The organism is Prauserella sp. PE36, from assembly GCF_003311655.1.
Classification (GTDB): Bacteria; Actinomycetota; Actinomycetes; order Mycobacteriales; family Pseudonocardiaceae; genus Prauserella_A; species Prauserella_A endophytica.
Genome location: NZ_QEQT01000101.1, coordinates 15,353 through 39,598, shown reverse-complemented (window position 1 = coordinate 39,598; position 24,246 = coordinate 15,353). Strand labels below are relative to the sequence as shown.

Genomic DNA, 24,246 nt, shown 5'->3' with positions numbered 1-24,246 from the left:
CCACCATGCACGACGGCCTTCCCGAGCCCGAGTACCAGCGGCTCGCCAAGCAGATCCACCGCGCGATCTGGGACCACCTCGACCCACTCGAACAGCGCATCGAGGACGAGGAACGCATCCCGTACGACCTCGTGCTCCCGGTGCTGCGCGACGCGGGCGCGTTCGGCCTGCTGGTGCCAAGGGAGTACGGCGGCAAGGGGCTGTCCATCCGCCAGTACCTGCCGCTGCTGGCGGAGTTCGCCAAGATCCAGGGCGGAATCCGGGTGATCGTCCACGTGCACAACTCGTTCGCCCACGCGCTGTCGGAGATCGGGAACGACGCGCAGAAGGCCGCGATCCTGCCCGGCGCGGTCACCGGCGAGAAGTCGGTGGCGTTCGCGCTCACCGAGCCCGACCACGGCACCGGGGCCGACCTCGGCACCACCGCGGCCCGCACGGACGACGGCTACGTCCTCAATGGACGCAAGTGGCTGATCACCAACTCCGACCTCGCGAGCCACTTCCTCGTCTTCGCCAAGACCGGTCCGGCCGAGGTGTCGGCACTGCTGGTGGAGCGCGACTCCCCCGGCTTCACCATCGAGCCGCTGCCCGAGACGATGGGCTGCAAGGGTGGCGAGCACGGGGTGCTCACGTTCGAGGGCGTCCGCGTGCCCGCGTCGGCGCTCGTCGGCTCGGAGGGCGAGGGCCAGGAGCACCTCGAACGCGCGCTGGAGATCAGCCGCGTGTTCATCGCGGCCAGTTCGCTCGGCACATCGGAGCGCGCGCTGGAGCTGTCCCTCGCACACGCCCGCTCACGCGTCACGTTCGGCAAGCCGATCGGGCAGCGACAGGCCGTGCAGCGCTACCTCGCCGAGATGGGCACCGACATCTACGCCCTGCGGGGCATGCTCGCCGACGCCGCCCGCAAATGGGACGAGGGCAGGCGCATCCCGGCCGAGTCGGCGATGGTCAAGCAGTTCGGGCTGGAGGCTGTGGGCCGGGTCACCGACCGCGCGCTGCTGGTGCACGGCGGGATCGGCTACACCCGCAGGCATCCCGTCGAGCGCCTTTACCGTGACGCGCGCCTGAACTGGCTGGAGGAGGGCCCGCCCACCGTGCAGTACCTGGTCGCGGCACGCGAGTTGCTGAGCGGCTACTCCTTCACCGGCGGCCCCACCCGTTAGGCTCTGCGCGTGAGCACCACGACCTACGCCGGCAACCGCGAACGGATCGTGGGCATCGCAGCCGAGTTGTTCGCCCGCAACAGCTACCACGGCACCGGTATCGCTGAGCTCTCCAAGGCGGCCGGGCTGGGCCGCGGCGCGCTCTACCACTACATCGGGAGCAAGGAGACGCTGCTCTACGAGATCAGCAAGACCCAGGTCGACCGCATGAACGCGCACGCGGAGGCGCTGCTGGGCTCCGGGCTGGAGACCGAGGACCTGTTGCGCGGCATGGCCAAGGGGCTGCTGTGCAACATCGCCGAGCACCGGTCCGAATGGGCCGTGTTCTTCCGCGAGTACACGGCGCTCACCGGGGAGAACCGCGACCGCGTGGTCGCGGCCCGCGAGCGCTACGAGGGGTACTGGCGGCAGGCGCTCGACCGCGGGGTCGCCGACGGCGTGCTGCGCCCGGTGCCCCGGCTGCTGGTGAAGGGCATTCTCGGGATGCTGAACTACACGTACCTGTGGTTCGAGCCGGATGGCGAGGTCGGTACCGACGAGCTGGCGGACGCGTTCCTCGACGCCCTGCTCGACGGGATCCGAACGGCCTAGTGCCCTCCGCCGGAAGTCTGTTGCGGGGGCACTAGCTCGAGGCCTCCGCGGTGGCCGCGCTCCTCGCTGGCAGGATGGCCGACATGCCCGGTGCCGACATCTCGAGGCGGCAGCTGCTCGCCATGGCCGCACTGACCGTGCTCGCGATCGCCCTGTTCGTCATGATGCTCGTGGCGTTCGAGCCGACGCCGGTGCTGTGGGCGTTCAGCGGGCTGATGCTCCTCAGCGCGGCGGCGTTCTGGGTGGGTTACGCGGTGCAGCGACGGCGGTAGCCCGCCGGGTGGCGGCGAGGGTGCCCAGCAGGGCCAGCGCCTGCTCACTGGGGCTTCCCGGCTCGGCCTGGTAGACGATCAGCTCCTGGCCGGGCGCGTCCCGCACGTCGAAGGCCTGGTAGGTCAGCGAGAGCGGGCCGACCTCGGGGTGCAGCAGCTCCTTGGCCTCACGCGTCTTGCCGCGTACGTCGTGGGCGGCCCACAGCGCCGAGAACTCGTCGCTGTGCTCGCGCAGCCGCGCCACCAGCTCGGCCAGGCGTGGGTCGTGCGGATCGTGGCCCCCGGCGACGCGCAGGTTGGCGACCGCGGCCTCCGCCGCCTGGTGCCAGGCCGCGTAGAACGACCGGCCCGCGGGGTCCACGAAGATCATGCGCAGCAGGTTGTCCGCCCGGTCGAACGGCGAGAACAGGGCCTGTGCGAGCGCGTTGAGTGCGAGCACGTCCAGTGTCCGGTTGACCACGAACGCCGGGCAGGTCGTGAAGGTGTCCATGAGCTGGAGCAGCGCCGGACCGACGCGCTCCCGCCCGCGAGTGCGGCCGGTGCCGGGGCCGGCTCCGGCCAGCCGGTAGAGGTGCTCGCGGGCGTCGTCGGCGAGGTCCAGCGCGCGGCTCAGCGCGTCGAGCACCTGCGCGGAGGGGTTGCGCTCCCGGCCCTGTTCCAGCCGCGTGTAGTAGTCGGCGCTGACCCCGGCGAGCACGGCGATCTCCTCGCGCCGCAGCCCGGCCACCCGCCGCTGCCCGGACTCGCGCAGGCCGACGTCCTCCGGGCGCAGCCGCGCGCGCCGGGCGCGGAGGAACTCTCCGAGCTCGTTACCAGCCATACGGCCACTCTACGAAGGTCACTCGGCCCGCGCCTGGGTGTGACGCACCCGGGAACACGGCGCACTGGCCCGGTCCCGGCGCGCGGCCGAGGGTGAAGGCATGAACGACAACGACCACGTGACCGGGATGTGGGTGACCGCCGACGGCCACATCCGCCAGGAGCTGCGCCCCGACGGGCGCTACGACGAGGCCAGGGGAAGCCGCGTCAGCGCCTACACCGGCAGCTACACGGTCACCGGCGACCACATCGACTACGTCGACGACAGCGGGTTCACCGCCACCGGCGACGTCCGCGACGGAGTCCTCTACCACGAGCACCTCGTGCTCTACCGCGAGCGCTGAAGGGACCAGACCATGACCAACGACCGCAAGATCGTGCTCGTCACCGGGGCGAGCAGCGGTATCGGCGAGGCGACCGCCCGGCTGCTCGCGGCCTCGGGACACCACGTCGTGCTCGGCGCCCGCCGCACCGACCGGCTGCGCACCCTCGTCAAGGAGATCCGCGACGCGGGCGGCACCGCCCAGGAGCATCCGCTCGACGTCACGGACGCCGCGGCCGTGCGCTCGTTCGTCGACACCGCCGTCGCCGAGCACGGCAGGATCGACGTGCTGGTCAACAACGCGGGCGTGATGCCGCTGTCGAAGCTGGAGGCGGGCCGGGTCCACGAGTGGGACCGGATGATCGACGTGAACGTGCGCGGCGTGCTGCACGGCATCGCCGCCGCGCTGCCGGTGATGCGGCGGCAAGGGCATGGGCAGTTCGTCAACGTCGCCTCGATCGGCGCCCACGAGGTCTCCCCCACCGCGGCGGTGTACTGCGCCACGAAGTACGCGGTGTGGGCCATCTCCGAGGGCCTGCGACAGGAGGCCGGAGCGGACATCCGGGTGAGCGTGATCTCGCCGGGCGTCACCGAGTCGGAGCTCGCGGAGAGCATCGCCGACCCGGTGGGCCGCGAGGAGATGAAGGTTTACCGGGCCCACGCGATCCCGGCGTCGGCGGTCGCGGAGGCCATCGGGTTCGCGATCGGCCGGCCCGCCACCGTGGACGTCAACGAGATCGTCGTGAGGCCCACGGCCCAGGTGTGACGGGATCCATGCCGACTTGACAAACCGGGTTGCCGAACCTGGGATGCAAGGCATGGACAACAGCGGGCTCCTCGACGAGGTCGGCCCCCGGCTGCGGCGGCTGCGCACCGAGCGCGGTGTCACCCTCACCGAACTGGCCGGGGTCACCGGCATCTCGACGAGCACCCTGTCCCGCCTGGAGAGCGGGCAGCGCAGGCCGAGCCTGGAGCTGCTGCTGCCGATCACCCAGGCGTACCGGGTCCCGCTCGACGAGCTGGTCGGCGCCCCGGCCGTGGGCGACCCGCGCGTGCGGCCGGTGCCGATCCGGCGGAACGGGATGACGGCCCTGCCGCTGACCAACTACCCCGGGCCGTTGCAGGCGTTCAAGCTGATCGTCCCGCACCGCGGCGAGGAGCCGGACCCGAGGACGCACGAGGGCTACGAGTGGCTCTACGTGCTGTCGGGGCGGCTGCGGCTCGTGCTCGGCGAGCACGACGTGACCCTCAAACCCGGCGAGGCCGCCGAGTTCGACACCCGCGTGCCGCACTGGTTCGGCAGCGCCCGGCCCGAGCCGGTGGAGCTGCTGAGCCTGTTCGGCAAGCAGGGCGAGCAGATGCACGTCAGGGCCAGGCCGAAGGGTGGCTGAGGCGGCACCGCTTCGGCGCCCGGCAGGCCGACCGCGGCGGTTGGACAGTGGAGGCGGTGGACGCGGTGGACGGGGTCGTGCACCTGCGGACCTTCCTTGTGTGCTGCGGTGATCCGCGTCAGGTGATGGCCGGTGTCGCGCCCTCGCGCACCGGAAGCCCGGCCGCGGCCCAGGCGCGGAAGCCGCCGACGAGGTCCGTGGCGCCGGGCAGGCCAAGCCGCCGCAGGTCGCGCGCGGCGAGGCTCGAGGCGTAGCCCTCGTTGCACAGCACGACCACGGTCGTCTCCTCGGTGATCCCGGGGATGCGGTGTTCGCTCCGCGGGTCGAGCCGCCATTCCAGCACGATCCGCTCGATGGGCACGGAGCCCGGGATCTCGCCCTCGGCCTCCCGGTTGTGGCGCGGGCGGATGTCGGCCAGCAACGCGCCCTCGGCCTGCAGCCGCGCCGCCTCGTGCGGCTCGACCCGGGCCAGCTCCGCCCGCGCCTCGGCCAGGAACGTCTCGATGCTCATGGTCCCTCTTCCCCGGTGCGGGCCAGCAACTCCCCGAACGGCATGGTCGACGCGGGCAATGGCGGGATCTCCGCCGGGATGTCGTGCAGGCTCGCGTACTGGCGAGTGGGCACCAGCGGAGGCGAGTAGGCGTGGACGCTCGCCGCCGGGACGGCACCGTCGTTGCGGACCCGGTGCGCGTGGCCGGCGCCGAACCCGACCGCCGCGCCGGTGGCCCGGCTCGCGCGGCGCAGCGGCCCGCCCGGGTAGCGGTAGGTCTCGTCCAGCGTTCCCGTCAGCACGGTGAACGAGCCGGCCGCGCCGCCGTGGTCGTGCGGCTCGGTGCACTGCCCCGGCAGCCAGGACAGCAGCCACAGCTCCACCCCGCGGGTCAGCGCCAGCCGCGCCCACCAGCGCCGCTCGGGCACGTAGCGCAGCAGCCCGGTCAGCGGCCCGGCCAGCTCCCGGGCCGTGGTGGCGGTCAGGTCCCTCAACTCGTCCGGGGTCCACAGTGGACGATCTGGGTGCAGCCGCTCCGCGGGTAGCCACCCGGCGAGCTCGGGGTGGACGTCGACCTCCGCCGTCGTCGCGGTCATACGAATTCCGCTCTCCATTTCGATCGGTTTACCTGGGTCCCCGAATACGCCGCGATGATGGCACGGCCGGATTGTCGCGCGCAGCCGTTCCCAGGGCACGGGAAATGTTCTCACCCAAACGTGGTTGTTTCTTTCCGAACAAAAAAGAACTGATCAGCGAGGTGCCTGTTCCCCCGCGTCGACGGCGAAGGGCAGGACGTTGCCGCCCGGCGGCCGGGTGCAGGTAGCGTGGGGAGTGAACGCCGAGGGCGGGTTCTGGGCGCGGTTGAAGTCCAGCACGGCGCGGCCCGCGCGCGGCCTCGGCACCGACAGGGTCCGCCACGGCGCGGTGAGCGATCCGCTCGTGGCGTCGCTGAACGAGACGGTGAGAGCGCTGCCCCTGCCCGCGGTGGCCGCCAGCGAGTACTCGGTGCCCCCGTGGTCGAAGCGCAGCTCACCGACGATCTCCTGCCTGCGCCGCAGGCCGGGCTGCGCGGTACCGGCGGCCACCACGTGCGTCGGCGAGTACAGCACGAACCGGGCGCGCACGGCCCACGCCGGGTCGGGGCTGAACACCGGGACTCCGGTGAACGCGCGCAGTGCGGGCGAACGGGGGTCACGCACACGGAGGCCGTAGCGGCCGTCCATGCGCAGCAGCTCCAGCCGCAGGTCCCCGGCGGTGGCGAACAGCGCCGAGCCCGCCTCGCGGACGCTGAGCCGCGTGGTGCCGTCGAGCAGCCGGCCTTCCACGACAAGCCCCTCGCCCCCGGTCGCGGTCACCCGCGCCGCCCTCGGGGTCGCGCTCCACACCCCGGGGATGCCCTCGAATGTCCGCGCTCGCTCGTCGAGCCAGTGCAGGGCGGCGAGGCTGAGCCAGCCGTAGTCGTCGCGCAGTTCCCGTTCCCTGGACTCGTGCCAGCCGGTCCATTCACCGACGAAAGCACTTTCGATCGTTGTCGTCGTCATCATTCGCTTTCCGCGCCGGGCGAATTGATTTCGCCGTGAACGTATTCTGCGGCGCCGTTTACGGTTCACCGGTCACCGACGGCGACAATGCACGCGAATAGCGAATCTGGGCAACGGTGTCCGGAGTGTGGACACCGTTGCCGGGAAGGGGTGTTCTGCTACTGCCAGCCGAGCGTGGCGACGAGCTGTTCGTCCAGAATGGACGACATGGTCTCCATGTAGGCGGCGGTGACGTGGTTGTCGTCGAGGTAGACGAGCACGTTGCCGATCACGGGCGGGCACACGTCCGGCGTGCAGAAGTAGTCGCTGAAGTCGAGGAAGTGGACGTTCGGCGGCAGGTCGGTGAGCGCGGTGTAGGGCGGGTCCGGCGCGAGCACCTCGGAACGCGGCGTGCTGCACTCGGGTGCGGCCGCGCCACGCTGCTCGACGCAGTCCGACGGGGAGGAGTCGTAGCGCGGGTTGTCGCGCACCGCCACCACGGGGATCCCGGCGTCGGCGACCCGCCGCCACTGCGCGACGTAGCCGGGCGGGGTCCACTCGGTGAGCCCCACGCGGACGTCGCGCGTGCCCATGGTGAAGACGGCGTCGGGGCGCAGCGCGATGATCTCGTCGGCCACCGCCGCGTTCCACTCCATGCACGTCAGGTCGCCCGGCGCGCCCTCGGAGTCGGTCGAGAACGGGCAGCCGCCCTTGCCCATCGAGATGATCTGCCAGTTCCGTTCGCGCGCGATGGGCCGCAGCGCGGCGTTGTACTGCTGCGAGTGCGAGTCGCCTGCGACCACGATCCGGCGCGACGGCTCGCCCATCGTCGAGGTGGCGCACACGACGAGCTCGGGATGACGGTCGGACTCGTCGCACTCGTGTTCCTCGAAGAACGCGAACTGGTCGGGCAGCGCCGCGAACGGCGGCATCAGCGGGACCTGCTGCCCCGCCGGAGCCGCGGACCCACCCGCCAGCGCCTTGGCCCCCGGGTAGGCGGGATCGTCGGGCACGAACGTGAACGCGGACCGCTGCTGGCTCACGAACTGCCAGCCACCGGCGGCCACGAGCACGGGCACGAGCGCGGCGGCCCCGAACCGGTAGGCGCCCCACCGCGTGTACGTCCCGAACTTCGCGTCCCGCACCGGGTTCTCCACGAGGTGGTACGTGAGCGCGGCCAGCACGAGTGAGACGCCGATCACGAGCGCGCCGCCGCGCAGGCCGACCTCCTCCTGGTCGCGGGCGGCCAGATAGAACAGCAGGATGGGCCAGTGCCACAGGTACAGCGCGTAGCTGAGGTTGCCGAGGTAGGCGAGCGGCCGGACCGACAGGAAGCGGTCGGCGCCCACGGGGCTGCCGGTGGTGCCCGCGACGAGTACGAGCGCGGCGGCGAGCGTCGGCCACAACGCGGCGTAGCCGGGGAAGACGGTGCCGACCTGGAGGACCAGACCACAGGCGACCAGGGCCGCGACGCCGAGCCAGCCCAGCACCCACCGGACCGCGACCGGCAGGACTATGACGTCGATCACCAGCGCGAGCAGGCCGCCCAGCGCGAACTCCCAGACGCGGGTGAGCGACATGAAGTACGCGAACGGCTGGTCCACCGCGGTGAGCCACACCGAGTAGGCCAGCGACACCGCGAAGACGATGCCCAGCGCTCCGGCCAGCGAGCGGCGCAGGCTCCAGCCCGCGCGCCGGGCCACCAACACGACGAGCGCCACCAGCACCGGCCAGACCAGGTAGAACTGCCCCTGGATCGACAGCGACCAGAAGTGCTGCACCACGCTGGCCTGGTCGTGCTGGGCGAAGTAGTCGGCGGAGTCGGCGGCCAGCTGCCAGTTCTCGACGAACAGCGCGGCGGCAACCACCTCGCGGATGGTCTGGAACCACCGGCCCTCGGGTAGCAGCAGGTAGCCCAGCACGACGGTGGCGAGCAGCACCGTCATCGCCGCGGGGAAGAGCCGCTTGATCATGCGACCCCACATCGGCTGGAAGGCGATGCGGCCGCGCACGCTCGCGCGGTAGAGCTGGCCCGTGATCAGGAAGCCCGAGACGAGGAAGAAAACGTCTACGCCGCCGGAGATCCGGCCGAGCCAGACGTGGTAGATGACGACGAGTACCGCGGCCAAGGCCCGCAGACCCTGTAGCTCCGGGCGAAAACGTGTCTGCCCGGTCACCCGCTCGAAGCCCTTTTCCCTTCCGCTCAGCACTCCGTGCACGGTACAGGCGCCGATCAGCGAGCCGACAGGGAGCCCGTTCCTTTCAGGACCGCACAAACCCCACCACAGCCGCGAGTCGTGCGCTCCCGACGCCGAATCGTGCGTTTCCGGCGCGGCTTGCCGGGGTGATGCACAGCTGCGCGACCGGACTCCGCCCCGGCGGGCTCCCTTCGCGTGAACGAGTCGTGGCCCGGGTTCCTGAGCGACTACCGCCTGCGGTGCCGCGCGCGCGACACCGCAGGCGGTAGTTGCATGACGTGCGGGTGGATGTCGCCGACCGCCTCGCGCATGTGCTCGATGTCGTCGTCGTTCGTCCCGGACAGCCCACGCCGAACGCGCAACTCACCGTCCGGAGCGCGCAACTCACCGTCCGGAGCGCGCAACTCGCGAGTCCGGGAAGGTTCCGTTCGCGCGCCTCAGCCCTTCGCGGGCACGATCCGGCCGGCGACCTCGCCGAAGCCGATCCGGCCACCGTCGGCGCCGGGCGCCGTGGCCGAGATCACCACCTCGTCGCCGTCCTGGAGGAAGGTGCGCTGCTCGCCTGCCACCTCGACGGGCTCCTTGCCGCCCCAGGTCAGCTCGATGAACGCGCCGCGCTGCTCCTTGGCGGGGCCCGAGATCGTGCCGGACGCGTAGAGGTCACCGGTGCGGCTGGTGGCGCCGTTGACGGTCATGTGCGCGAGCATCTGCGCGGGAGACCAGTACATCTCCCGGTACGGCGGGCGCGTGACCTCCTGGCCGTTCCAGACGACGGAGAGGTCGATGTCCAGGCCCCACGGCTCGCTCTCCCGCAGGTACGGCAACGGCTCGGGGTCCTGCGCGGGCGTGGGCACGCGCGCGGCCTCCAGCGCCAGGATCGGCACCACCCACGGCGAGATCGACGTCGCGAAGCTCTTGCCGAGGAACGGACCCAGTGGCACGTACTCCCACGCCTGGATGTCGCGCGCGGACCAGTCGTTGACGAGCACGGCGCCGAACACGCGGTCGGCGAACTCGTCGCACGGCACGGCCGAGCCCAGCTCGGAGCCGGTGCCCACGATGAAGCCCAGCTCGGCCTCGATGTCGAGCCTGCGGCACTCACCGAAGGTCGGCGCGTCCTCGTCCGGCGCCTTGCGCTGCCCACTCGGCCGCACGATGTCGGTGCCCGAGACCACGACGGTGCCCGCGCGGCCGTGGTAGCCGACCGGCAGGTGCTTCCAGTTCGGCATGAGCGGCTCCGCGTTGGGGCGGAACAGCCTGCCCAGGTTCGACGCGTGGTGCTCCGAGGCGTAGAAGTCGACGTAGTCCGCGACCTCGACGGGCAGGTGCAGGGTCACCTCGCTCACCGGGTGCACGGCGGCGTCCGGCACGTCACCGGACACCAGCTCGGTGATCCGCCGCCGCACCTCCTCCCACCGCGCGCGGCCCTGCGCCATGAACGCGTTGAGCGAGGGCCGGGCGAACACGTCGTCGCCGAGCGTGGTGGAGAGGTCCACCACCGAGTCGGCCACCCGTACGCCCACGCGGGGTTCGGTGCCCGGCGTCGAGAACACGCCGTAGGGCAGGTTGGCGAGCCCGAAGGGTGAGCCCTCCGGGATGTCGATCCTGGTCACGCGTTGACTCCTTCTCCGCTCGCCAGCGCGGAGGGAACCAGGTCCAGCTCCACGAGCTCCGCGAGCGGCTCGGTGATACTGCAGGTGCCGAAGGACACGAAGGCCCGCCGCGCGGAGGCCGCCCCGGCCTCGCCGAGGCCGCGGACCCCGGCTGCGACCGCGCCGCCGTCCCGCTCGGCGAGCAGGCCGCGCAGCGCGGCCTCGTCGGCGCCGCGAACGGCCGCGTCGGTGGCCAGCAGCAGGTTGAGGAACCCGTGCTGCTCGAAGCCGGTCTCCGGATCGGTGTTGCGCAGCGCGTGGTGCAGCCCGGCCGTGGCCTTGAACGGCACGCCAGCCGCGACGACGGCCGCGATCGCCGAGGCCAGCTCGGCCTCGTCCGGGTAGAGCTCGGCGCGCACTCCCCCGGTGCGGAACTTGGCGCGATCGCCGCGCCGCGCGAGCGCCGCGATCACCTCGGCGCGGCGCTCGTCGCGGGGCACCTCGACGTACACGGTCACGTGCTCGGCCCCCGCGCGGGCGCGGTCCAGCGCGGCGAAGAAGTCCGCCACGCCCATCCCCGGCGGCACGGCGACCTCGAAGGCGGCGAGATCGGCCTGCAGCGTGCTCACGGTCGCGAGTGCGGACGCGATCTGCGCGGGGCCCTCCGGCGCGGTCACCGACAGCTCGACCCGCTCGCCCGGCGGCAGCAGCGGGCCGAGCTTCGCGAGCGCGGGCTCGGCGAGCACCAGCGGACCCACCAGCTCGCCGTAGGCGGAGGCCCGGTGCCGCACGTGGGCGGGCACCGCGTCCACCAGCGGGGCGAGCCCGGGCGGGAACACCGCCGCGTCGTCGCACAGGCCGCGGGCAAAGGCGGGCAGCCCGCTCGACGAGGTCACGGCTTCGGCCCCCGCCCCGCCCACGTCCAGGCGTAGCCGGTGTCCTCGCAGGCGAGTGCGCCCTCGCCGAGTTCGAGCGGGCGGAACGTGTCGACCATGACGGCGAGCTCGTCGAAGAACTCGGCGCCGATGCTGCGCTCGTAGGCGCCGGGCTGCGGGCCGTGCGCGTAGCCGCCCGGGTGCACGGAGATCGAGCCCTGGCCGATGCCGGAGCCCTTGCGGGCCTCGTAGTCGCCGCCGCAGTAGAACATGATCTCGTCGGAGTCCACATTGGAGTGGTAGTACGGAACCGGGATGGACAGCGGGTGGTAGTCCACCTTGCGCGGCACGAAGTTGCACACCACGAAGTTGTTGCCCTCGAACACCTGGTGCGCGGGCGGCGGCTGGTGCACGCGCCCGGTGATGGGCTCGTAGTCGTGGATGCTGAACGTGTACGGGTACAGGCAGCCGTCCCAGCCCACCACGTCGAACGGGTGCGTCGGGTAGACCATGCGCGTGCCCACGATCGCGCCGCCGGCGCGGTGTTTGACGAGCACCTCGACGTCGGCGCCCTCGCCGTGCACCAGCTCGGTGGGGCCGTGCAGGTCACGCTCGCAGTAGGGGGAGTGCTCCAGCAGCTGGCCGTAGCGCGAGAGGTAGCGCTTCGGCGGCGCGACGTGGCTGTTGGCCTCGATCGCGTAGGCGCGCAGCGGGCCCTCGCCGTGCGGCAGCCAGCGGTGCGTGGTGGACGTCGGGATGATCACGTAGTCGCCTGGCTTCGCCTCCAGCGTGCCGAACACGGTCTCCACCGTGGCCTGGCCGGATTCGATGTAGACGATCTCGTCGCCCACCGCGTTGCGGTAGAGCGGGGAGTCCTGTGTGGACACCACGTAGGAGATGCGCACGTCACCGTTACCGAGGATGAGCCTGCGGCCGGTGACCACGTCGGTCTCGGCCCATACCTCCTTGGGGAACAGCTCGTGCAGCTTGAGGTGCCTCGGCTTGAGCGGGTGGTTCGGCGTGGTCGTCTGGTCGGGCAGCTCCCAGACCTGCGAGTCGACGATCGCCGAGGGCAGGCCGCGGTGGTAGAGCAGCGACGAGTCCGACGAGAAGCCCTCCTCGCCCATCAGCTCCTCGTAGTAGAGGCCGCCCTCGTCGGTGCGGTGCTGGGTGTGGCGTTTCGGGGGCACGGTGCCGACCTGGCGGTAGTACGCCATGACTGCCTCCTCGCTGTCGGTCGTGGGCAGGAATCAGAAACCGTCCTGCCCATATAGTTCACGCATTTACTACCTCGCGTCAAGAGGTGGCCGTCAGTTGCGGCCGCGGACGTCGAACTGGTCCCGGTTGCTGACGAGCTTGTCCAGCAGCATGACGAGGATCCGCTGCTCGGCCTCGGTGAGCACGCTGGCCCACTCGTACTCGCGCTCGTTCTGCTCGCGGAAGAGCTCCACCATCTCCTCGGTGCCACGCTCGGTGAGCGACAGCAGCACCGAGCGTCCGTCGTGCTCGCCAGGGGTCCGGGCGAGCAGGCCGTCGGCGACGAGCGTCTTGGCGAGGTTCGACACGGCCGCCCTGCTCATGCCCGTGAGCTCGGCGGCCTTCTTGGCCTCCAGCGGCCCGGCCAGCCACGTGACGAACAGCAGCCGGAACCCGGACCACGACCGGCCGCGCGGCCGGTGGACCGACGCCTCGAGGTCGTAGGTGACGATGTTGGAGGCCCGGTTGAGGGTCAGCAGCAGCTCGGTGGCGAGCTGATGCCGGAATCCGTACTCGGTGGCGAGCCTGCGGTTGGCGAGCTCGACGAACGACCAGAAGTCCAGTTCGCCGTGCTCGCCGTCCGCCGTCATGGCCTCACCTTAACGTCGCCCATCGAGTAGTACACATTGAAACTACTTTACGGCAGCAGTGGGAGCATCCGCGACATCCGCGACGCGGCGGTCCCGCGGCACCTTGACGAACGCGAGCATCGCCGCGCACACCAGCAGGCAGCCGATCGGGAAGTACAGGCCCGCCGAGACGTTGTCGACGGTCGCGCTCTTGCCGATCACGTACGGGCCGAAGAATCCGCCCAGCGCGGCGATGGAGTTGATCGCGGCCAGCCCCACCGCCGTGTGCTCCTTCGACAGCACCCGCGACGCCATCGCCCAGTACGGGGCCATGTAGCCGAGCACACCGATGCCGACCATCGACAGGCAGCTCAGCGCGATCGCCGGCGAGTGCCGGAACTGGATGGTGCCGAACAGGCCGAGCGCCGCGAGCACCATCAGCGCGATGACGTGGCCCTTCCGCTCGCCGGTCCGGTCGGAGTTGCGGGCCACCAGCAGCATGCCCAGCGCGCCGACGAGGAACGGAATCGCGCCGAGCAGGCCGATGTTGGTCGCCGAGTACGACGGGTCCATCTGCTTGACGATCTGCGGCAAAAAGAACGTGAACCCGTACAGGCCGCACGCGGCGAACAGGTTGGCCACGGCCAGGTAGAGCACCTTGCGGTCCTTCATCACGCGCAGCTGCCCCAGGAAGGTCTCCTTCTCCTCGGGCCGGTACTCCCTGGCGATCTCGCCCTCCAGCCAGTCGCTCTCCTCCTTGCTGAGGAAGCGCGCCGTGCTCGGCACGTTCGGGAGGTAGAACAGCACGAGCACGCCGATGAGGACCGCGGGCGCGCCCTGCAGCACGAACACCCAGCGCCAGCTCGACAGGTCGAGCCAGTGCACGTGGTCCAGGATGAACCCGCCGGTGAGGCTGCCGAGGATCATCGCCACCGGCTGCGCCAGCGCGAGCGCCGCGATCGCGCGGCCGCGCTCCTTCGACCGGAACCACAGGGTCAGGTACAACAGCAGGCCAGGGAACAGGCCGGCCTCGGCGACACCAAGGACGATGCGGGCGATGTAGAGCTGCGTGACGTCGTGCACGAAGCCCGTCACCACGGTGACGATGCCCCACGAGATCGCGATCCGCGCGAGCCACAGCCGCGCGCCGACCCGCTTCATGATCATGTTGCTGGGGACCTCGAACACCACGTAGGCGAGGAAGAAGATCGCCGACGCGACACCGAACGTGGCCGCGGTGAGGCCGAGCTCGTGTTCCATGCCGAGCTGGGCGTAGCTGATGTTCGCCCGGTCCATGTAGTTGAACACGTACAACAGTCCGACGAGCGGCAGGATCCGCACCGACACCTTCCGGACGGTGCGGGCTCCCAGCTCGCCGCCCCCGGCGGCCGTGATGGGGTTGGGCATGCGTTCTCTTCTTTCTCAGCGTTGAGTCGTGGCTGCGTTGCGGCCGGCGATCCGGCCCATGGTGAGCGCGCCCGCGACGGCGTTGCCGCCGCCGACGTAGCGCTGCCCGAGCACGCCCGCGCCGGCCTCACCGGCGGCGAACAGCCCTGGGATGACCTCGCCCCGCTCGTCCAGCACCGCGGCGCCGGCGTTGATCTCCAGTCCCGCGTGCGTGCAGACCAGCTCGGCCGGGAGCACGCGCGCGGCGTAGAACGGGGCTTCGTCGATGGGCTCCGGGTTCTGCCGCGAGCCCTTGTTGGCCAGCGTGCGGTGCCGCTGGAAGTCGTCGTCACGCCCGTGCGGCAGCTGGTCGTTCCACCGCCGCACGGTGGCCTCGAGCGTCTCGCCCGGCACGCCGATCTCGGCTGCGAGACCGGCGAGCGTTGCCGCCCGCACGGTACGTCCCGCGTCGGCCTCGGCGGCCACGTGGTCGGCGTCCCAGTGCACGTAGCCGGGCGGCAGCGAGCGCCGCGCCCGCTCGTCGAAGACGGCCCACACCGACCCGCCGTGTGCCTCGATGATGCCGGTGGACACGGCGTACGAGGCGTCCTCGTCCATGAACCGGCGCCCGCTCGCGTCGACGTACACGCGCGACTTCGGCGGGAAACCCGACTGCCAGTGGTGCAGCCGCTGGAAGTACGCAGTCGGCAGCATGAGGCCCCAGCCGTCGCCGGCCACCGACGCGCCCACGGCCTCAGCGAAGCGCAGGTGGTCGCCCCTGCTTCCCTCGGCGGCCACGACGAACAGGTCCTCGCCCGCGCGCAGCGCGGCCGGATAGTAGCGGGCCAGCAGCTCGCGGTCATGGGCGAACCCGCCGCTGGCCACCACCACGGCGCCCGCGCGCACCCCGAGGTCGTCGGCGACGACGCCGCACACGCGGCCGTCCTCGGTGAGCAGGCGCTGCACACGGGTGTTCAGCACCACCTCGACCCCGCGGTCGCGGGCGGCCTTGGCGAGCACCTGCACGAGCCCGTAGCCCTGGTCCTTGGGCACGTGCCCGCGCCAGACGTCCTCCACGCCCGCCTGGCACAGGCCCGGCATGTGCGCGTTGGCCGATACCTTGGCCGGGACCTCGACCCCGAGACCGATGAGCCACTCCAGGGTCGGGCCCGCGTGCTCGCAGAACGCCGAGATGAGCCCCGGGGCGAGCAGCCACTGGTTGAGGTCCATGTAGTGCTGGAAGAACCGCTCCGGGGTGTCCTCAATGCCGAGGGCGGCCTGCACGCTCGTACCCGCGGCGGTGAACAGCCCCGCCGAGAGCTGGGTCGAGCCGCCCAGCTCGCGCTCAGACTCGAAGAGCAGCACCGAGGCACCCTCCTCGGCGGCCGTGACCGCGGCGGCGAGCCCCGCTCCGCCGCCGCCGATCACGATCACGTCGAACCCGTCGCCGGTCACAGCCGTCCTCCCGCCTCGCTGGTGATCCGGTGGTAGAGGCCGTTCGACACCAGGCCGCCGTCCACGGTCAGCTCGCTGCCGGTGAGATAGGTGGAGCGGTCGGAGAGGAGGAACAGCACGGCGTCGGTGATCTCCTCCGGCGTGCCCACGCGGCCTGTCGGGATGCTGCGCACGGCGGACTCCACGAAGCCGCCGGAGCCTTCCAGCAGCGCGGTACCGACCAGCCCGGGGTGGACGGAGTTGACCCGGATGCCCCACGTGGCGAAGTTGCCCGCGGCCGATTTGGACAGTCCGGTGAGGCCCCACTTGCTGGAGGAGTACGCGGGCGAGAAGTAGCCGATCTGGCCGGAGATCGAGGAGATGTTGACGATCGAGCCGCCGCCGGAGTCACGCATGAGCCCCGCGACGGCCTTCATTCCGTAGAACGGGCCGTAGAGGTTGACGCGCAGCACGAGGTCCAGATCTCGTCGCCGGTGTCGAGGAACTCCAGCCGCCGGGAGATGCCGGCGTTGTTGACGAGCCCGCCGAGCGTGCCCCGCTCTGACTCGATCTCGGAGACCACGCGCGCCCACGCCGGCGCGTCGGTGACGTCGAGCGCGTGCACCGACGCCGAGCCGCCCGCGTCACGGATGCGCTCCGCCACGGGTGCCGCGTCGGCGACGTCGGCGAGGCACACGTGCACGCCGCGCTCCCCCAGCGCCAGTGCGTGGCTGGCGCCCATGCCCGATGCCGCGCCGGTCACGAGCACCACCGAGGGGTAGCCGATCTCCTCAGACATGCCGCGAACCGCCGTCGACGGCGATGCTGTGCCCGGTCACGTAGCGGGCGCTGTCGGAGAGCAGGAACAGCAGCGGGCCCACGACCTCCTCGGGAGAACCGAGGCGGTGCAGGGGAACCGTGTCTAGCGCGTGCCGCAGCGCGGCCGGGTCCTCCCGCACCCAGCGGGTCATCTCGGTGTCGATGTAGCCGGGCGCGATGGCGTTCACGCGGATGCCCTTGTCGCCCAGCTCCACCGCGAGCGACTCGGTGAGGTGCGCGACGGCGGCCTTGGACGTGCAGTAGGCGCCGCGGCCCCGGCGCACGCGGATCGCCGACACCGAAGACATGTTCACGATCGCACCGCCGGGGCCCAGGTGCCGGGCCGCCGCCTGCGCTCCGAAGAGGACACCCTCGACGTTGACCGACAGCGTGGCGTTGATCTGTTCCGGCGTGATCTCCTCGACGAGCGCGAACGGGAAGATGCCGGCGTTGTTGACCCAGAAGTCCAGCCGCCCGAAGCGTTCCAGCGCGAGCCGGGCGAGCGCCTCGTGCTCGGCGGCCCTGGTGACGTCCACGCCCGCGCCCACGACCGTGCCCGGCTGCTCGTGCGACGCCAGCGTGGCGAGCGACGCGTTCAGCTCATCCGCCGTGGCGGTCATCTGCTCGGCGTTGAGGTCACCGCCGACGACGTGGACGCCACGGGCCGCCAGTGCCGCGGTGAAGCGGGAGCCCATCCCCCGTGCCGCGCCGGTGACCACCGCGACCTTGCCCGGGAACTCCGGGTAGACGGCGGTCATCGGCGTGTGCAGCACGCGCCCTTCTCCGGTGGGCTCGGCAGCGCTGGTCATGCGTGGGTGCTCCTTGAGTGTCGTGGGGTTCTCGGTGGGCGCAGTGAAGGCCACCTTCACTGCGGCTGGTCGTCGCGGCGGACGACGCGGCGCCGGATGCGCCAGCCGTCGCCACACTGCACGAGGTCGTCGGTGATCGTCGTCTGGCGCACGAGCCGGGACGGTTCGCCGCGCGGGGTGGTGACGATCTGCAGGTAGGCCTGCACGGTCGCGTGCCGCTCCCCCGCCGAGCGGACGAACAGGTTGGTGAGCACGTGCCGGGTCACCTCGCCGCGGGCACGGGCGTCGGCCGCGAAGCGCTCCGCGAAGGCCGTGAGCGCGTCCGTGCCGGTGACCGGTGCGGGGTAACTGGGCGAGACGAACTCGCCGTCCGTAGTGAAGGTCAGCGCCCAGTCGCGCGCGTGGCCCTCGTCGATGAGGTGGCTCTGCTCGCCGTAGAGCTGCTGGACGGCGGCGAGCGTCTCGGGAGCCACGACGCTGGGTGACACGGGGAACCTCCGGTGCTGGGCACTGCCGGGCGGGTGGTGCCGCGCCGATTGGCGTGCTATTATCGCATGCAGCGTGCGATGTACGGAAACAGTAGGTTGGCCGCACGCGCCCTGTCAACGCCTGTTCATGCCCGCCCACGTCTGCCCAGGGGGAAGCCTCGTGTCCGCTGAGTCCGTGCCGCTCGACTCGGGAATGTCGAAGACGCTGCACAACGGGCTGCAGATCCTGGAGCTGCTCGTCCAGCACCCGCAGGGTCTCTCGCTCACCGACATCGCCGAGGGCATCGGCGTGCACCGCACGGTGGCCCACCGGCTCGTCCGCACGCTGGAGGCCCACCAGCTGTGCCGGCGTGACCGGTTCAAGCGGATCTCGCTCGCCGCGGGGCTGGTCCGGCTGGCCGAGCCGGTGGAGCAGGACCTGCGCACGCTGGCGAGGCCGCTGCTCGAGGAGCTGACCGACGCCACACAGGCGACGTCGCACCTCGTCGTCCGCGAGGGCCGGGATCGCGTGCGGATGCTGATGATCGTGGAGCCGAGGCAGGCGCGGATGCACGTGTCGTTCCGCGTGGGCCAGGTCGATCCGATAGACCGCGGCTCGGCCGGGCTCGCGCTGCTCGCGGCCGAGCCGCCGGTGGCGGGCGAGCGGGAGGAGATCGCACTCGCGCGCAAGCGCGGGTACGCCGTGTCCTACGGCGAGATCGCCTCGTCGGTCATCGGCATCACGGCGGTGGTGCCCCACCACGGCACCACGCAGGCCGGGCTCGGACTGTCCCTGTTCGAGGCACCCGACGAGGAGCGGCTGGGCGGGCTGGTGGTCGACGCCGCCCGCAGGCTCGGCGACCTACTGCGGTAGCGCGGCGCGGTAGGCGTTCACCGAGTCGGTGAGTTCGCGCAGCGTGGTGCGCAGCTCGTCCAGCCCGGCTCCGTCCAGGCCCATCGCGTCGCCGACCAGGCCGGGCAGCGGCACGGCCTTCGCGCGCAGGTCGTCGCCCTTCGCGGTGAGCGTGACCAGCACCGAGCGCTCGTCGTCGCTTCGCCGCTCCCTGCGCACCAGCTCCAGCTTCTCCAGCCGCTTGAGCAGTGGGGACAGCGTGCCCGAATCGAGTTGCAGGGCACGCCCGAGGTCCTTCACGGTCAGCTCGTCGCGCTCCCAGAGCGCGAGCAGCACGAGGTACTGCGGGTAGGTGAGGCCGAGGTCGTCGAGCAGCGGCCGGTACAGCGCGGTCACGGCGCGCGAGGCCGCGTAGAGCGCGAAGCAGACCTGGTCGTCGAGCACCGGTCCGGCCGGCTGTTCCGCCATGACACACCCTCCCTCCGGGCAGCCCCCCGATCCTTCCCCGGCAGCACCTGGCACGCAACCCGGCTGTGACAGATCCCATTTAGCGAAATTAAGTTGCGCACAACTCAGTTATGCCCGATGAGCCTGGGGAGCCTCCCCGGCCGGACAGCACAGGAGCCAGCGATGACCGCCAACCCGCACGACCTCGCTCTCGAACCCGCCACCCAGGCCTTCGCCGAGGCCACCGACAACCCGCCGTACCTGTACGAGCTCGCCCCCGAGGAGGGCCGCAAGACGGTCGACGAGGTCCAGGCGGGAGACATCGCCAAGCCCGGCACCGAACTGGAGGACCTCACCATCCCCGGCGGGCCGACCGGCGAGGTGCGCGTCAGGATCGTCCGCCCTCGGGGCGTCTCCGGCCCGCTCCCCGTGATCGTCTACCTGCATGGCGCGGGCTGGGTCTTCGGCAACGCGCACACCCACGACCGGCTCATCCGCGAGCTGGCCGCCGGAACCGGTGCCGCCGTGGTCTTTCCGGAGTACGACCGTTCCCCCGAGGCGCGCTACCCCGTGGCTGTCGAGCAGAACTACGCCACCGCGGTGTGGGTCGCCCGGCACGGCGCCGAGCGCGGCCTCGACCCGGCACGCATCGCGATCGCGGGTGACTCCGTGGGCGGCAACATGACCGCCGCCGTCACCCTGCTCGCGAAGCGGCGCGGCGACGTCGAGTTCCGGCAGCAGGTGCTCTTCTACCCGGTGACCGACGCGAACTTCGACACCGGCTCCTACGAGCAGTTCGCCACGGGCTACTTCCTCTCGCGCGAGGGCATGAGGTGGTTCTGGGACCAGTACACGACCGACGCCGCGCAGCGCGCCGAGATCACCGCCTCGCCGCTGCGGGCGAGCCTCGACGAGCTCGCCGGGCTGCCGCCCGCGCTCGTGATCACCGCCGAGGCCGACGTGCTCCGCGACGAGGGCGAGGCCTACGCCGCGAAGCTGCGCAGGGCGGGCGTCCCGGTCGTGGCCACGCGGTACCAGGGCGTGATCCACGACTTCGTGATGCTCAACGCCCTGCGCGAGACACACGCCGCCGGGGCAGCGATCGGCCAGGCGGTCGCGACCCTGAAGGCCGCGCTCGCCTGACCGCGGTGGGCAGGACCGGGCCGGCCGGGCCGGCCCGGTCCTCGCGCGTCAGCCCTTCCAGCTCAGCGCTTCCTGCTTCACGGCGTCCACGTCGAAGTCGTTGTAGCGGTCGGCGAGGCTGTAGTCGACGAGGCCGCTCGCCTCCAGGTCCACGGCCTTGTCGACCATGCCGTAGCGGGCGAGCTCGTCGACCGTGTGCTGCATCGCGGCCGCGTCCTGCACGCCGTACTCGCCCGACGGCCCGGGGCCGCCCGTGACGTCGAGCCGCATGCCGAGGATGCGCACCGCCTGCTCACGCGCCACCTTCTCGTCGGTCGCGGCCGGTTTGGACTGCGGGAACTCCGCCCAGTGCATCGCGATCGCCGCCTCGGGGTTCTCCTGTGCGAACACCATCGCCTTGAAGAACGCGCGCACCATGCCGACCACGCGCTCCGGCTCGTTCTCGATGCTCTGCTTGCGCACCACGAGCGCCGAGGTGCCGGTGAGGTCGTTGAGCGGGGTCTCCAGCTCGCGCAGCGGCGTGCCCAGCAGGTCGCCGATCACGACGTTGGGCCCGTCGTAGCCCGCGTAGGCCTGGACCTCGCCGCCGCGCAACGCCTCCGCGGCCTGCGCCCCATAGCCGACGGGCAGGTACTCCACATCTGCCTCGGGGTCCATACCTGCCTGCGCGAGCACGCCCTTGGCGTAGAGGTTGCTGATCGAGGTGAGCGTGCTCGACCCGATCGTCTTGCCCTTCAGGTCACCCACCGTCCTGATCGGACTGTCCTCAGGCACGGCCACGCGGAAGATGTTGCCGTTGGTGAAGCCCACCACCGCGAGCCCGTCGTCCTTGCCCGCGGCCGACGCCACCGCGTTCATCGACGCGTACGTCATGAACGACTGCCCGGTGGCGACCGACTGCACGGCCGACAGGGCCGTGTCGACGGGCTGGATGGTGACGTCGAGCTTCTCGTCCTCGAAGTAGCCCGCCCGCAGCGGCACCGACGTGTACGACGCGGTGGTGGCGGTGAGGGACTTGTCGGCGACGGCGAAGATCAGGCTGTCGCCGCCCTGCGCGCCGGTGGTGCCGCAGCCGGCGAGCGTGACGGCGGTCAGCGCGGCGGTGGCGAGGCCGAGTAACCGCCTGCGCGGGATGTTGCTGGTCATCGGATCTCCTCGGGGTATGGGGACGGGGAGGGTCAGCGGTTGCGGCGCACGAGGCGCTCGAGGATCGTGAGGGCGCCGTAGAGCGCCAGGCCGAAGACGGACAACACGATGAGCGTGGCGTAGGTCGCGGCCACCTCACCGGTGGTGGTGAACTGCTGGATGGCGTAGCCGATGCCGGTGCGGGACGCCACGAACTCACCGACGATGGCGCCGATCAGCGCGAGCACGGCCGCGCTGTTGAGCGCCGGGAAGATGAACGCGAGCGCGTTGGGAATGCGCAGGTAGCGCAGTTCCTGCCACTTGCTCGCCCGCAGCGACCGGAAGAGGTTCACCTCGTCGTCACTGACCTCGGTGAGGCCCGCGATCGTGTTGGTGAGCACCGGGAAGAACGCCAGCAGCGCGGCCAGCACCACCTTCGGCGCGAGGTCGTAACCGAAGATCGCGACGATCAGCGGGGCGATGGCGACCTTCGGAAAGGTCTGCGAGATGAGGATGTACGGGTAGACGGCGTTGCGCACGATCGGCGAGAACGCGAACGCGGACCCCACCACGAGAGCGGCGACCACGGCGAGCACGAAGCCGAACAGGGTCTCCTGCACCGTGGCCGACAGATGAGGCCACAGGCTGCCGTCGGCGATCATCTGCCCGAGCGCCGCCAGCACGTCGCCGGGCGGGGCGAGCAGCAGCGGCGATACCGCGCCGGACGTGGCGAGCACGTGCCACGTGGTGACGATGGCGACGAAGATCAGCACGGCGAGCGCCGCCGACTTCGGACCGGCGCCGCCGCGCGGGCGGGGTGGTTTGGCCGTCTCGTCCGCGACGCTGGAGGCGAGCTGGGTGGCCATCAGTGTTCTCCCTTCCGCTCCCCGAGGCGCGCGTCGTCGAGCACCGCGCGCACGTGCCGGATCGCCTCGTAGAACTCGGGGGTGTTGCGCAACGCGCGCTCGCGCGGGCGCGGCAGCTCCACCGGGATGTTGGCGTGGACGCGGCCGGGCCGCGCGCTCATCACCACGACGCGGTCGGAAAGGAACACCGCCTCCGAGATGCTGTGGGTGACGAACACGACCGTCTTGGGCTCGTGCTGCCACACCCGCAGCAGCTCGTCGTTGAGGTCCTCGCGGGTGAACTCGTCGAGCGCGCCGAACGGCTCGTCCATGAGCAGCAGCGACGGCTGGGTGATCAGCGAGCGCGCGATCGCGACCCGCTGCTCCATGCCGCCGGAGAGCTCCTTGGGGTGGTGCTTCTCGAACCCGGCGAGCCCCATCAGGCCCAGCAGGTCCACCGCCCTCGCCTCGCCCTCGGCGTTCCGCGTGCCGTCGATGTCCAGCGGCAGGCAGATGTTGTCGAGCACATTGCGCCAGCGCAGCAGCGTGGGCTTCTGGAAAGCGACCCCGATCTGCGGCAACGGCTCGGTGACCGTGGCCCCGTCGATGGAGACCGTGCCGGTGGACGGTGTCAGCAGCCCGGCGATCATCTTGAGCAGCGTCGACTTGCCACAGCCGCTCGGGCCGATCAGCGAGACGAACTGGCCCGCCTCGATCTCCAGGTCCACATCGGACAACGCATGGACGAGCTTGCCCTTGCCCTCGAACGTCTTGGTCACGGCGCGAGCCGTGATGGCGGACGGCGCGGCGGTGGCGCGCGCGGGCCCGTCCGCCAGTGTGCGGGTGGCCATCGGATCACTCCTCTCGGCTGGGCTGGTCTGTGCCGCCACCGGGCAGCACCTCGGCGTAGAAGCGCAACCAGTTGCCGCCCATCACGGCGGCGACCGACGACTCGTCGAACCCGTGGCGGCGCAGTGCCTCCTCCTTGGCGGGGAACGCGCGGGTGTCGGGGAACCACGGCAGCGGCGGCTGCTTGCCCGGGTTGCTCGCGGAGCCGGCGCCGTACTGCGGCTGCATGCTCCAGCGTCCCTGCCGCATCCACTGCAGGTGCTCGAAGGTCACCTTGCGGCCGAGGTCGGTGCCGATGCCGACGTGCTCGATGCCGATGAGGTCCACGGTCCGGGCGACCATCTCGGCCCACTTGTCGATGCTCTCGGCATAAGGGCCGGAGATGTTGCGGTAACCGGAGACTCCGAGCACGCCACCACGCGCGGCCAGTCCTTTGAGGACTTCGTCGGACTTGTTGCGGCGGTGAGGCACGAGCGACGCCGCGTTGGCGTGGGTGACGGCCACGGGCTTGGCCGAGTGCTCGATGGCCTCGATGCTGGTGCGGTCCCCCACGTGCGAGAGGTCGATGGCCATGCCCACGCGGTTCATCTCGGCCACGACCTCCCGGCCGAAGCGGGTGAGGCCGCTGTCGGGGTCGTCGTAGCAGCTGGCGCCGATGTCGTTCTGGATGTTGTAGGTCAGCTGCGCGACGCGCACGCCGAGGTCGGCGAACAGCTCCACGAACCGGATCCGGCCCGCGAGGAACGCGCTGTTCTGGAACCCGAGCAGGATCGCCGTCCTGCCCCCGGCCGCGATCCGCTCCACGTCGGCGGCGGTGCGCGCGATGGCGATCAGGTCGGCGTTCTCCCGCTCCAGCTGACGCCATGCGGCCAGGGAGTCCATCGATTCCAGCGCGTCGCCCCAGTATCCGCACGTCACCGTCACGCAGGCGAGCCCGCCCTCACGCAGTTCGGTGAACACCTCGCGGTCGAACTCGCTGCATTCGAGTCCGTCAACGTAATGCACTTGGT

The 24,246-nt window shown here is 71.2% G+C and carries 27 protein-coding genes and 1 pseudogene; 8 read left to right on the top strand and 20 right to left on the bottom strand.

Going from position 1 to position 24,246, the window contains the following annotated elements:
• Nucleotides 1–5: 5 nt before the first annotated feature.
• The 3 genes from DI005_RS32520 (at nucleotide 6) to DI005_RS32510 (ending at nucleotide 2,026) form a co-directional block, all read left to right on the top strand.
• Nucleotides 6–1,163: an acyl-CoA dehydrogenase family protein gene (locus DI005_RS32520; RefSeq protein ID WP_113644632.1), complete on the top strand. Its 1,158-nt coding sequence runs from the start codon at nucleotides 6–8 to the stop codon at nucleotides 1,161–1,163.
• 9 nt (nucleotides 1,164–1,172) lie between these two features.
• A complete protein-coding gene (locus tag DI005_RS32515; protein WP_112268722.1) occupies nucleotides 1,173–1,754 on the top strand; it encodes a TetR/AcrR family transcriptional regulator in 582 nt (193 codons plus the stop codon).
• 83 nt (nucleotides 1,755–1,837) lie between these two features.
• The gene (locus tag DI005_RS32510) at nucleotides 1,838–2,026 is read left to right on the top strand and encodes a twin-arginine translocation signal domain-containing protein (RefSeq protein WP_228713923.1); all 189 of its coding nucleotides are present in this window, start codon (nucleotides 1,838–1,840) and stop codon (nucleotides 2,024–2,026) included.
• Here the strand turns inward: DI005_RS32510 and DI005_RS32505 are convergent.
• Nucleotides 1,977–2,846, bottom strand: coding sequence for a helix-turn-helix transcriptional regulator (locus DI005_RS32505; protein WP_112268720.1), 870 nt, complete (start codon nucleotides 2,844–2,846; stop codon nucleotides 1,977–1,979). The two genes, DI005_RS32510 and DI005_RS32505, sit on opposite strands and share 50 nt — an antisense overlap.
• A 100-nt stretch (nucleotides 2,847–2,946) precedes the next feature.
• Between DI005_RS32505 and DI005_RS32500 the strand changes: the two genes are divergently transcribed.
• From DI005_RS32500 to DI005_RS32490, 3 genes are read left to right on the top strand one after another with little or no spacing between them, the layout of a single operon-like run.
• Nucleotides 2,947–3,189, top strand: coding sequence for an Atu4866 domain-containing protein (locus DI005_RS32500; RefSeq protein WP_113644631.1), 243 nt, complete (start codon nucleotides 2,947–2,949; stop codon nucleotides 3,187–3,189).
• 12 nt (nucleotides 3,190–3,201) lie between these two features.
• Entirely contained in the window at nucleotides 3,202–3,933 is a 732-nt protein-coding gene (locus DI005_RS32495) for an SDR family oxidoreductase (RefSeq protein ID WP_112268716.1), read from the top strand.
• Between the two features lie 52 nt (nucleotides 3,934–3,985).
• Nucleotides 3,986–4,558 carry a helix-turn-helix domain-containing protein gene (locus DI005_RS32490; protein ID WP_112268714.1) on the top strand — a complete coding sequence of 191 codons (573 nt, stop codon included), beginning with the start codon at nucleotides 3,986–3,988 and terminating at the stop codon, nucleotides 4,556–4,558.
• Nucleotides 4,559–4,676: 118 nt separating this feature from the next.
• Here DI005_RS32490 and DI005_RS32485 read toward each other — a convergent pair whose 3' ends face one another.
• The 14 genes and pseudogenes from DI005_RS32485 to DI005_RS32425 form a co-directional block, all read right to left on the bottom strand.
• Nucleotides 4,677–5,069, bottom strand: coding sequence for a rhodanese-like domain-containing protein (locus DI005_RS32485; protein WP_112268712.1), 393 nt, complete (start codon nucleotides 5,067–5,069; stop codon nucleotides 4,677–4,679).
• Complete coding sequence (locus DI005_RS32480; RefSeq protein ID WP_112268710.1) at nucleotides 5,066–5,644, bottom strand: cysteine dioxygenase family protein; 579 nt, start codon at nucleotides 5,642–5,644, stop codon at nucleotides 5,066–5,068. The genes DI005_RS32485 and DI005_RS32480 overlap by 4 nt, the downstream gene beginning before the upstream one ends.
• A gap of 153 nt (nucleotides 5,645–5,797) precedes the next feature.
• Nucleotides 5,798–6,592, bottom strand: a complete 795-nt coding sequence (locus DI005_RS32475) for a DUF1684 domain-containing protein (protein ID WP_112268708.1) — start codon at nucleotides 6,590–6,592, stop codon at nucleotides 5,798–5,800.
• A gap of 155 nt (nucleotides 6,593–6,747) precedes the next feature.
• On the bottom strand, nucleotides 6,748–8,778 hold the full coding sequence (locus DI005_RS32470; protein WP_233520397.1) for an acyltransferase family protein: 2,031 nt from the start codon (nucleotides 8,776–8,778) through the stop codon (nucleotides 6,748–6,750).
• 215 nt (nucleotides 8,779–8,993) lie between these two features.
• A complete protein-coding gene (locus DI005_RS39285) occupies nucleotides 8,994–9,128 on the bottom strand; it encodes a DUF3140 domain-containing protein (RefSeq protein ID WP_233520396.1) in 135 nt (44 codons plus the stop codon).
• Between the two features lie 75 nt (nucleotides 9,129–9,203).
• Nucleotides 9,204–10,379, bottom strand: coding sequence for a fumarylacetoacetase (gene fahA, locus DI005_RS32465; RefSeq protein ID WP_113644630.1), 1,176 nt, complete (start codon nucleotides 10,377–10,379; stop codon nucleotides 9,204–9,206).
• Nucleotides 10,376–11,254, bottom strand: coding sequence for a hypothetical protein (locus tag DI005_RS32460; RefSeq protein ID WP_113644697.1), 879 nt, complete (start codon nucleotides 11,252–11,254; stop codon nucleotides 10,376–10,378). Before DI005_RS32460 ends, fahA begins: the two co-directional genes overlap by 4 nt.
• Complete coding sequence (locus tag DI005_RS32455) at nucleotides 11,251–12,450, bottom strand: homogentisate 1,2-dioxygenase (protein WP_112268704.1); 1,200 nt, start codon at nucleotides 12,448–12,450, stop codon at nucleotides 11,251–11,253. Before DI005_RS32455 ends, DI005_RS32460 begins: the two co-directional genes overlap by 4 nt.
• Before the next feature lie 93 nt (nucleotides 12,451–12,543).
• Nucleotides 12,544–13,080: a MarR family winged helix-turn-helix transcriptional regulator gene (locus tag DI005_RS32450; RefSeq protein WP_112268702.1), complete on the bottom strand. Its 537-nt coding sequence runs from the start codon at nucleotides 13,078–13,080 to the stop codon at nucleotides 12,544–12,546.
• A gap of 42 nt (nucleotides 13,081–13,122) precedes the next feature.
• Nucleotides 13,123–14,466, bottom strand: a complete 1,344-nt coding sequence (locus tag DI005_RS32445; RefSeq protein WP_112268700.1) for an MFS transporter — start codon at nucleotides 14,464–14,466, stop codon at nucleotides 13,123–13,125.
• 15 nt (nucleotides 14,467–14,481) lie between these two features.
• Nucleotides 14,482–15,900 carry an FAD-dependent oxidoreductase gene (locus DI005_RS32440; protein ID WP_113644629.1) on the bottom strand — a complete coding sequence of 473 codons (1,419 nt, stop codon included), beginning with the start codon at nucleotides 15,898–15,900 and terminating at the stop codon, nucleotides 14,482–14,484.
• Nucleotides 15,897–16,621, bottom strand: a pseudogene (locus tag DI005_RS32435) (SDR family NAD(P)-dependent oxidoreductase). The gene DI005_RS32440 and the pseudogene DI005_RS32435 overlap by 4 nt, the downstream one beginning before the upstream one ends.
• Nucleotides 16,622–16,670: 49 nt before the next feature.
• Nucleotides 16,671–17,507: an SDR family NAD(P)-dependent oxidoreductase gene (locus DI005_RS32430; RefSeq protein ID WP_112269568.1), complete on the bottom strand. Its 837-nt coding sequence runs from the start codon at nucleotides 17,505–17,507 to the stop codon at nucleotides 16,671–16,673.
• A 56-nt stretch (nucleotides 17,508–17,563) separates the two neighbouring features.
• Nucleotides 17,564–17,995 (bottom strand): nuclear transport factor 2 family protein, encoded by a 432-nt coding sequence (locus DI005_RS32425; RefSeq protein WP_112268694.1) that lies wholly within the window; start codon nucleotides 17,993–17,995, stop codon nucleotides 17,564–17,566.
• Between the two features lie 160 nt (nucleotides 17,996–18,155).
• Between DI005_RS32425 and DI005_RS32420 the strand changes: the two genes are divergently transcribed.
• Nucleotides 18,156–18,848: an IclR family transcriptional regulator gene (locus tag DI005_RS32420; RefSeq protein WP_228713919.1), complete on the top strand. Its 693-nt coding sequence runs from the start codon at nucleotides 18,156–18,158 to the stop codon at nucleotides 18,846–18,848.
• Here DI005_RS32420 and DI005_RS32415 read toward each other — a convergent pair.
• Complete coding sequence (locus DI005_RS32415; protein WP_113644628.1) at nucleotides 18,837–19,295, bottom strand: MarR family winged helix-turn-helix transcriptional regulator; 459 nt, start codon at nucleotides 19,293–19,295, stop codon at nucleotides 18,837–18,839. The genes DI005_RS32420 and DI005_RS32415 overlap by 12 nt on opposite strands.
• A 162-nt stretch (nucleotides 19,296–19,457) precedes the next feature.
• Between DI005_RS32415 and DI005_RS32410 the strand changes: the two genes are divergently transcribed.
• Nucleotides 19,458–20,417, top strand: coding sequence for an alpha/beta hydrolase (locus tag DI005_RS32410; RefSeq protein WP_113644627.1), 960 nt, complete (start codon nucleotides 19,458–19,460; stop codon nucleotides 20,415–20,417).
• A gap of 48 nt (nucleotides 20,418–20,465) precedes the next feature.
• On the opposite strand, the gene DI005_RS32405 is transcribed toward DI005_RS32410, so the two are convergent.
• From DI005_RS32405 to DI005_RS32390, 4 genes are read right to left on the bottom strand one after another with little or no spacing between them, the layout of a single operon-like run.
• The gene (locus tag DI005_RS32405) at nucleotides 20,466–21,563 is read right to left on the bottom strand and encodes an ABC transporter substrate-binding protein (RefSeq protein WP_113644626.1); all 1,098 of its coding nucleotides are present in this window, start codon (nucleotides 21,561–21,563) and stop codon (nucleotides 20,466–20,468) included.
• A gap of 32 nt (nucleotides 21,564–21,595) precedes the next feature.
• Complete coding sequence (locus DI005_RS32400) at nucleotides 21,596–22,408, bottom strand: ABC transporter permease (protein WP_112268687.1); 813 nt, start codon at nucleotides 22,406–22,408, stop codon at nucleotides 21,596–21,598.
• Complete coding sequence (locus DI005_RS32395; RefSeq protein ID WP_112268685.1) at nucleotides 22,408–23,238, bottom strand: ABC transporter ATP-binding protein; 831 nt, start codon at nucleotides 23,236–23,238, stop codon at nucleotides 22,408–22,410. The genes DI005_RS32400 and DI005_RS32395 overlap by 1 nt, the downstream gene beginning before the upstream one ends.
• A gap of 4 nt (nucleotides 23,239–23,242) precedes the next feature.
• Nucleotides 23,243–24,241: a dipeptidase gene (locus DI005_RS32390; protein ID WP_113644625.1), complete on the bottom strand. Its 999-nt coding sequence runs from the start codon at nucleotides 24,239–24,241 to the stop codon at nucleotides 23,243–23,245.
• Nucleotides 24,242–24,246 lie beyond the last annotated feature (5 nt).

What these genes read in the sequence shown, in the direction of transcription:
- DI005_RS32475 (WP_112268708.1), bottom strand. Translation starts at nt 6,592, where the DNA reads ATGATGACGACGACAACGATCGAAAGTGCTTTCGTCGGTGAATGGACC.
- DI005_RS32410 (WP_113644627.1), top strand. Translation starts at nt 19,458, where the DNA reads ATGACCGCCAACCCGCACGACCTCGCTCTCGAACCCGCCACCCAGGCC.
- DI005_RS32415 (WP_113644628.1), bottom strand. Translation starts at nt 19,295, where the DNA reads ATGGCGGAACAGCCGGCCGGACCGGTGCTCGACGACCAGGTCTGCTTC.
- DI005_RS32500 (WP_113644631.1), top strand. Translation starts at nt 2,947, where the DNA reads ATGAACGACAACGACCACGTGACCGGGATGTGGGTGACCGCCGACGGC.
- DI005_RS32490 (WP_112268714.1), top strand. Translation starts at nt 3,986, where the DNA reads ATGGACAACAGCGGGCTCCTCGACGAGGTCGGCCCCCGGCTGCGGCGG.
- DI005_RS32495 (WP_112268716.1), top strand. Translation starts at nt 3,202, where the DNA reads ATGACCAACGACCGCAAGATCGTGCTCGTCACCGGGGCGAGCAGCGGT.
- DI005_RS32395 (WP_112268685.1), bottom strand. Translation starts at nt 23,238, where the DNA reads ATGGCCACCCGCACACTGGCGGACGGGCCCGCGCGCGCCACCGCCGCG.
- DI005_RS32520 (WP_113644632.1), top strand. Translation starts at nt 6, where the DNA reads ATGCACGACGGCCTTCCCGAGCCCGAGTACCAGCGGCTCGCCAAGCAG.
- DI005_RS32505 (WP_112268720.1), bottom strand. Translation starts at nt 2,846, where the DNA reads ATGGCTGGTAACGAGCTCGGAGAGTTCCTCCGCGCCCGGCGCGCGCGG.
- DI005_RS32510 (WP_228713923.1), top strand. Translation starts at nt 1,838, where the DNA reads ATGCCCGGTGCCGACATCTCGAGGCGGCAGCTGCTCGCCATGGCCGCA.
- DI005_RS32430 (WP_112269568.1), bottom strand. Translation starts at nt 17,507, where the DNA reads ATGACCAGCGCTGCCGAGCCCACCGGAGAAGGGCGCGTGCTGCACACG.
- DI005_RS32400 (WP_112268687.1), bottom strand. Translation starts at nt 22,408, where the DNA reads ATGGCCACCCAGCTCGCCTCCAGCGTCGCGGACGAGACGGCCAAACCA.
- DI005_RS32445 (WP_112268700.1), bottom strand. Translation starts at nt 14,466, where the DNA reads ATGCCCAACCCCATCACGGCCGCCGGGGGCGGCGAGCTGGGAGCCCGC.
- DI005_RS32480 (WP_112268710.1), bottom strand. Translation starts at nt 5,644, where the DNA reads ATGACCGCGACGACGGCGGAGGTCGACGTCCACCCCGAGCTCGCCGGG.
- DI005_RS32455 (WP_112268704.1), bottom strand. Translation starts at nt 12,450, where the DNA reads ATGGCGTACTACCGCCAGGTCGGCACCGTGCCCCCGAAACGCCACACC.
- DI005_RS32450 (WP_112268702.1), bottom strand. Translation starts at nt 13,080, where the DNA reads ATGACGGCGGACGGCGAGCACGGCGAACTGGACTTCTGGTCGTTCGTC.
- DI005_RS32405 (WP_113644626.1), bottom strand. Translation starts at nt 21,563, where the DNA reads ATGACCAGCAACATCCCGCGCAGGCGGTTACTCGGCCTCGCCACCGCC.
- DI005_RS32485 (WP_112268712.1), bottom strand. Translation starts at nt 5,069, where the DNA reads ATGAGCATCGAGACGTTCCTGGCCGAGGCGCGGGCGGAGCTGGCCCGG.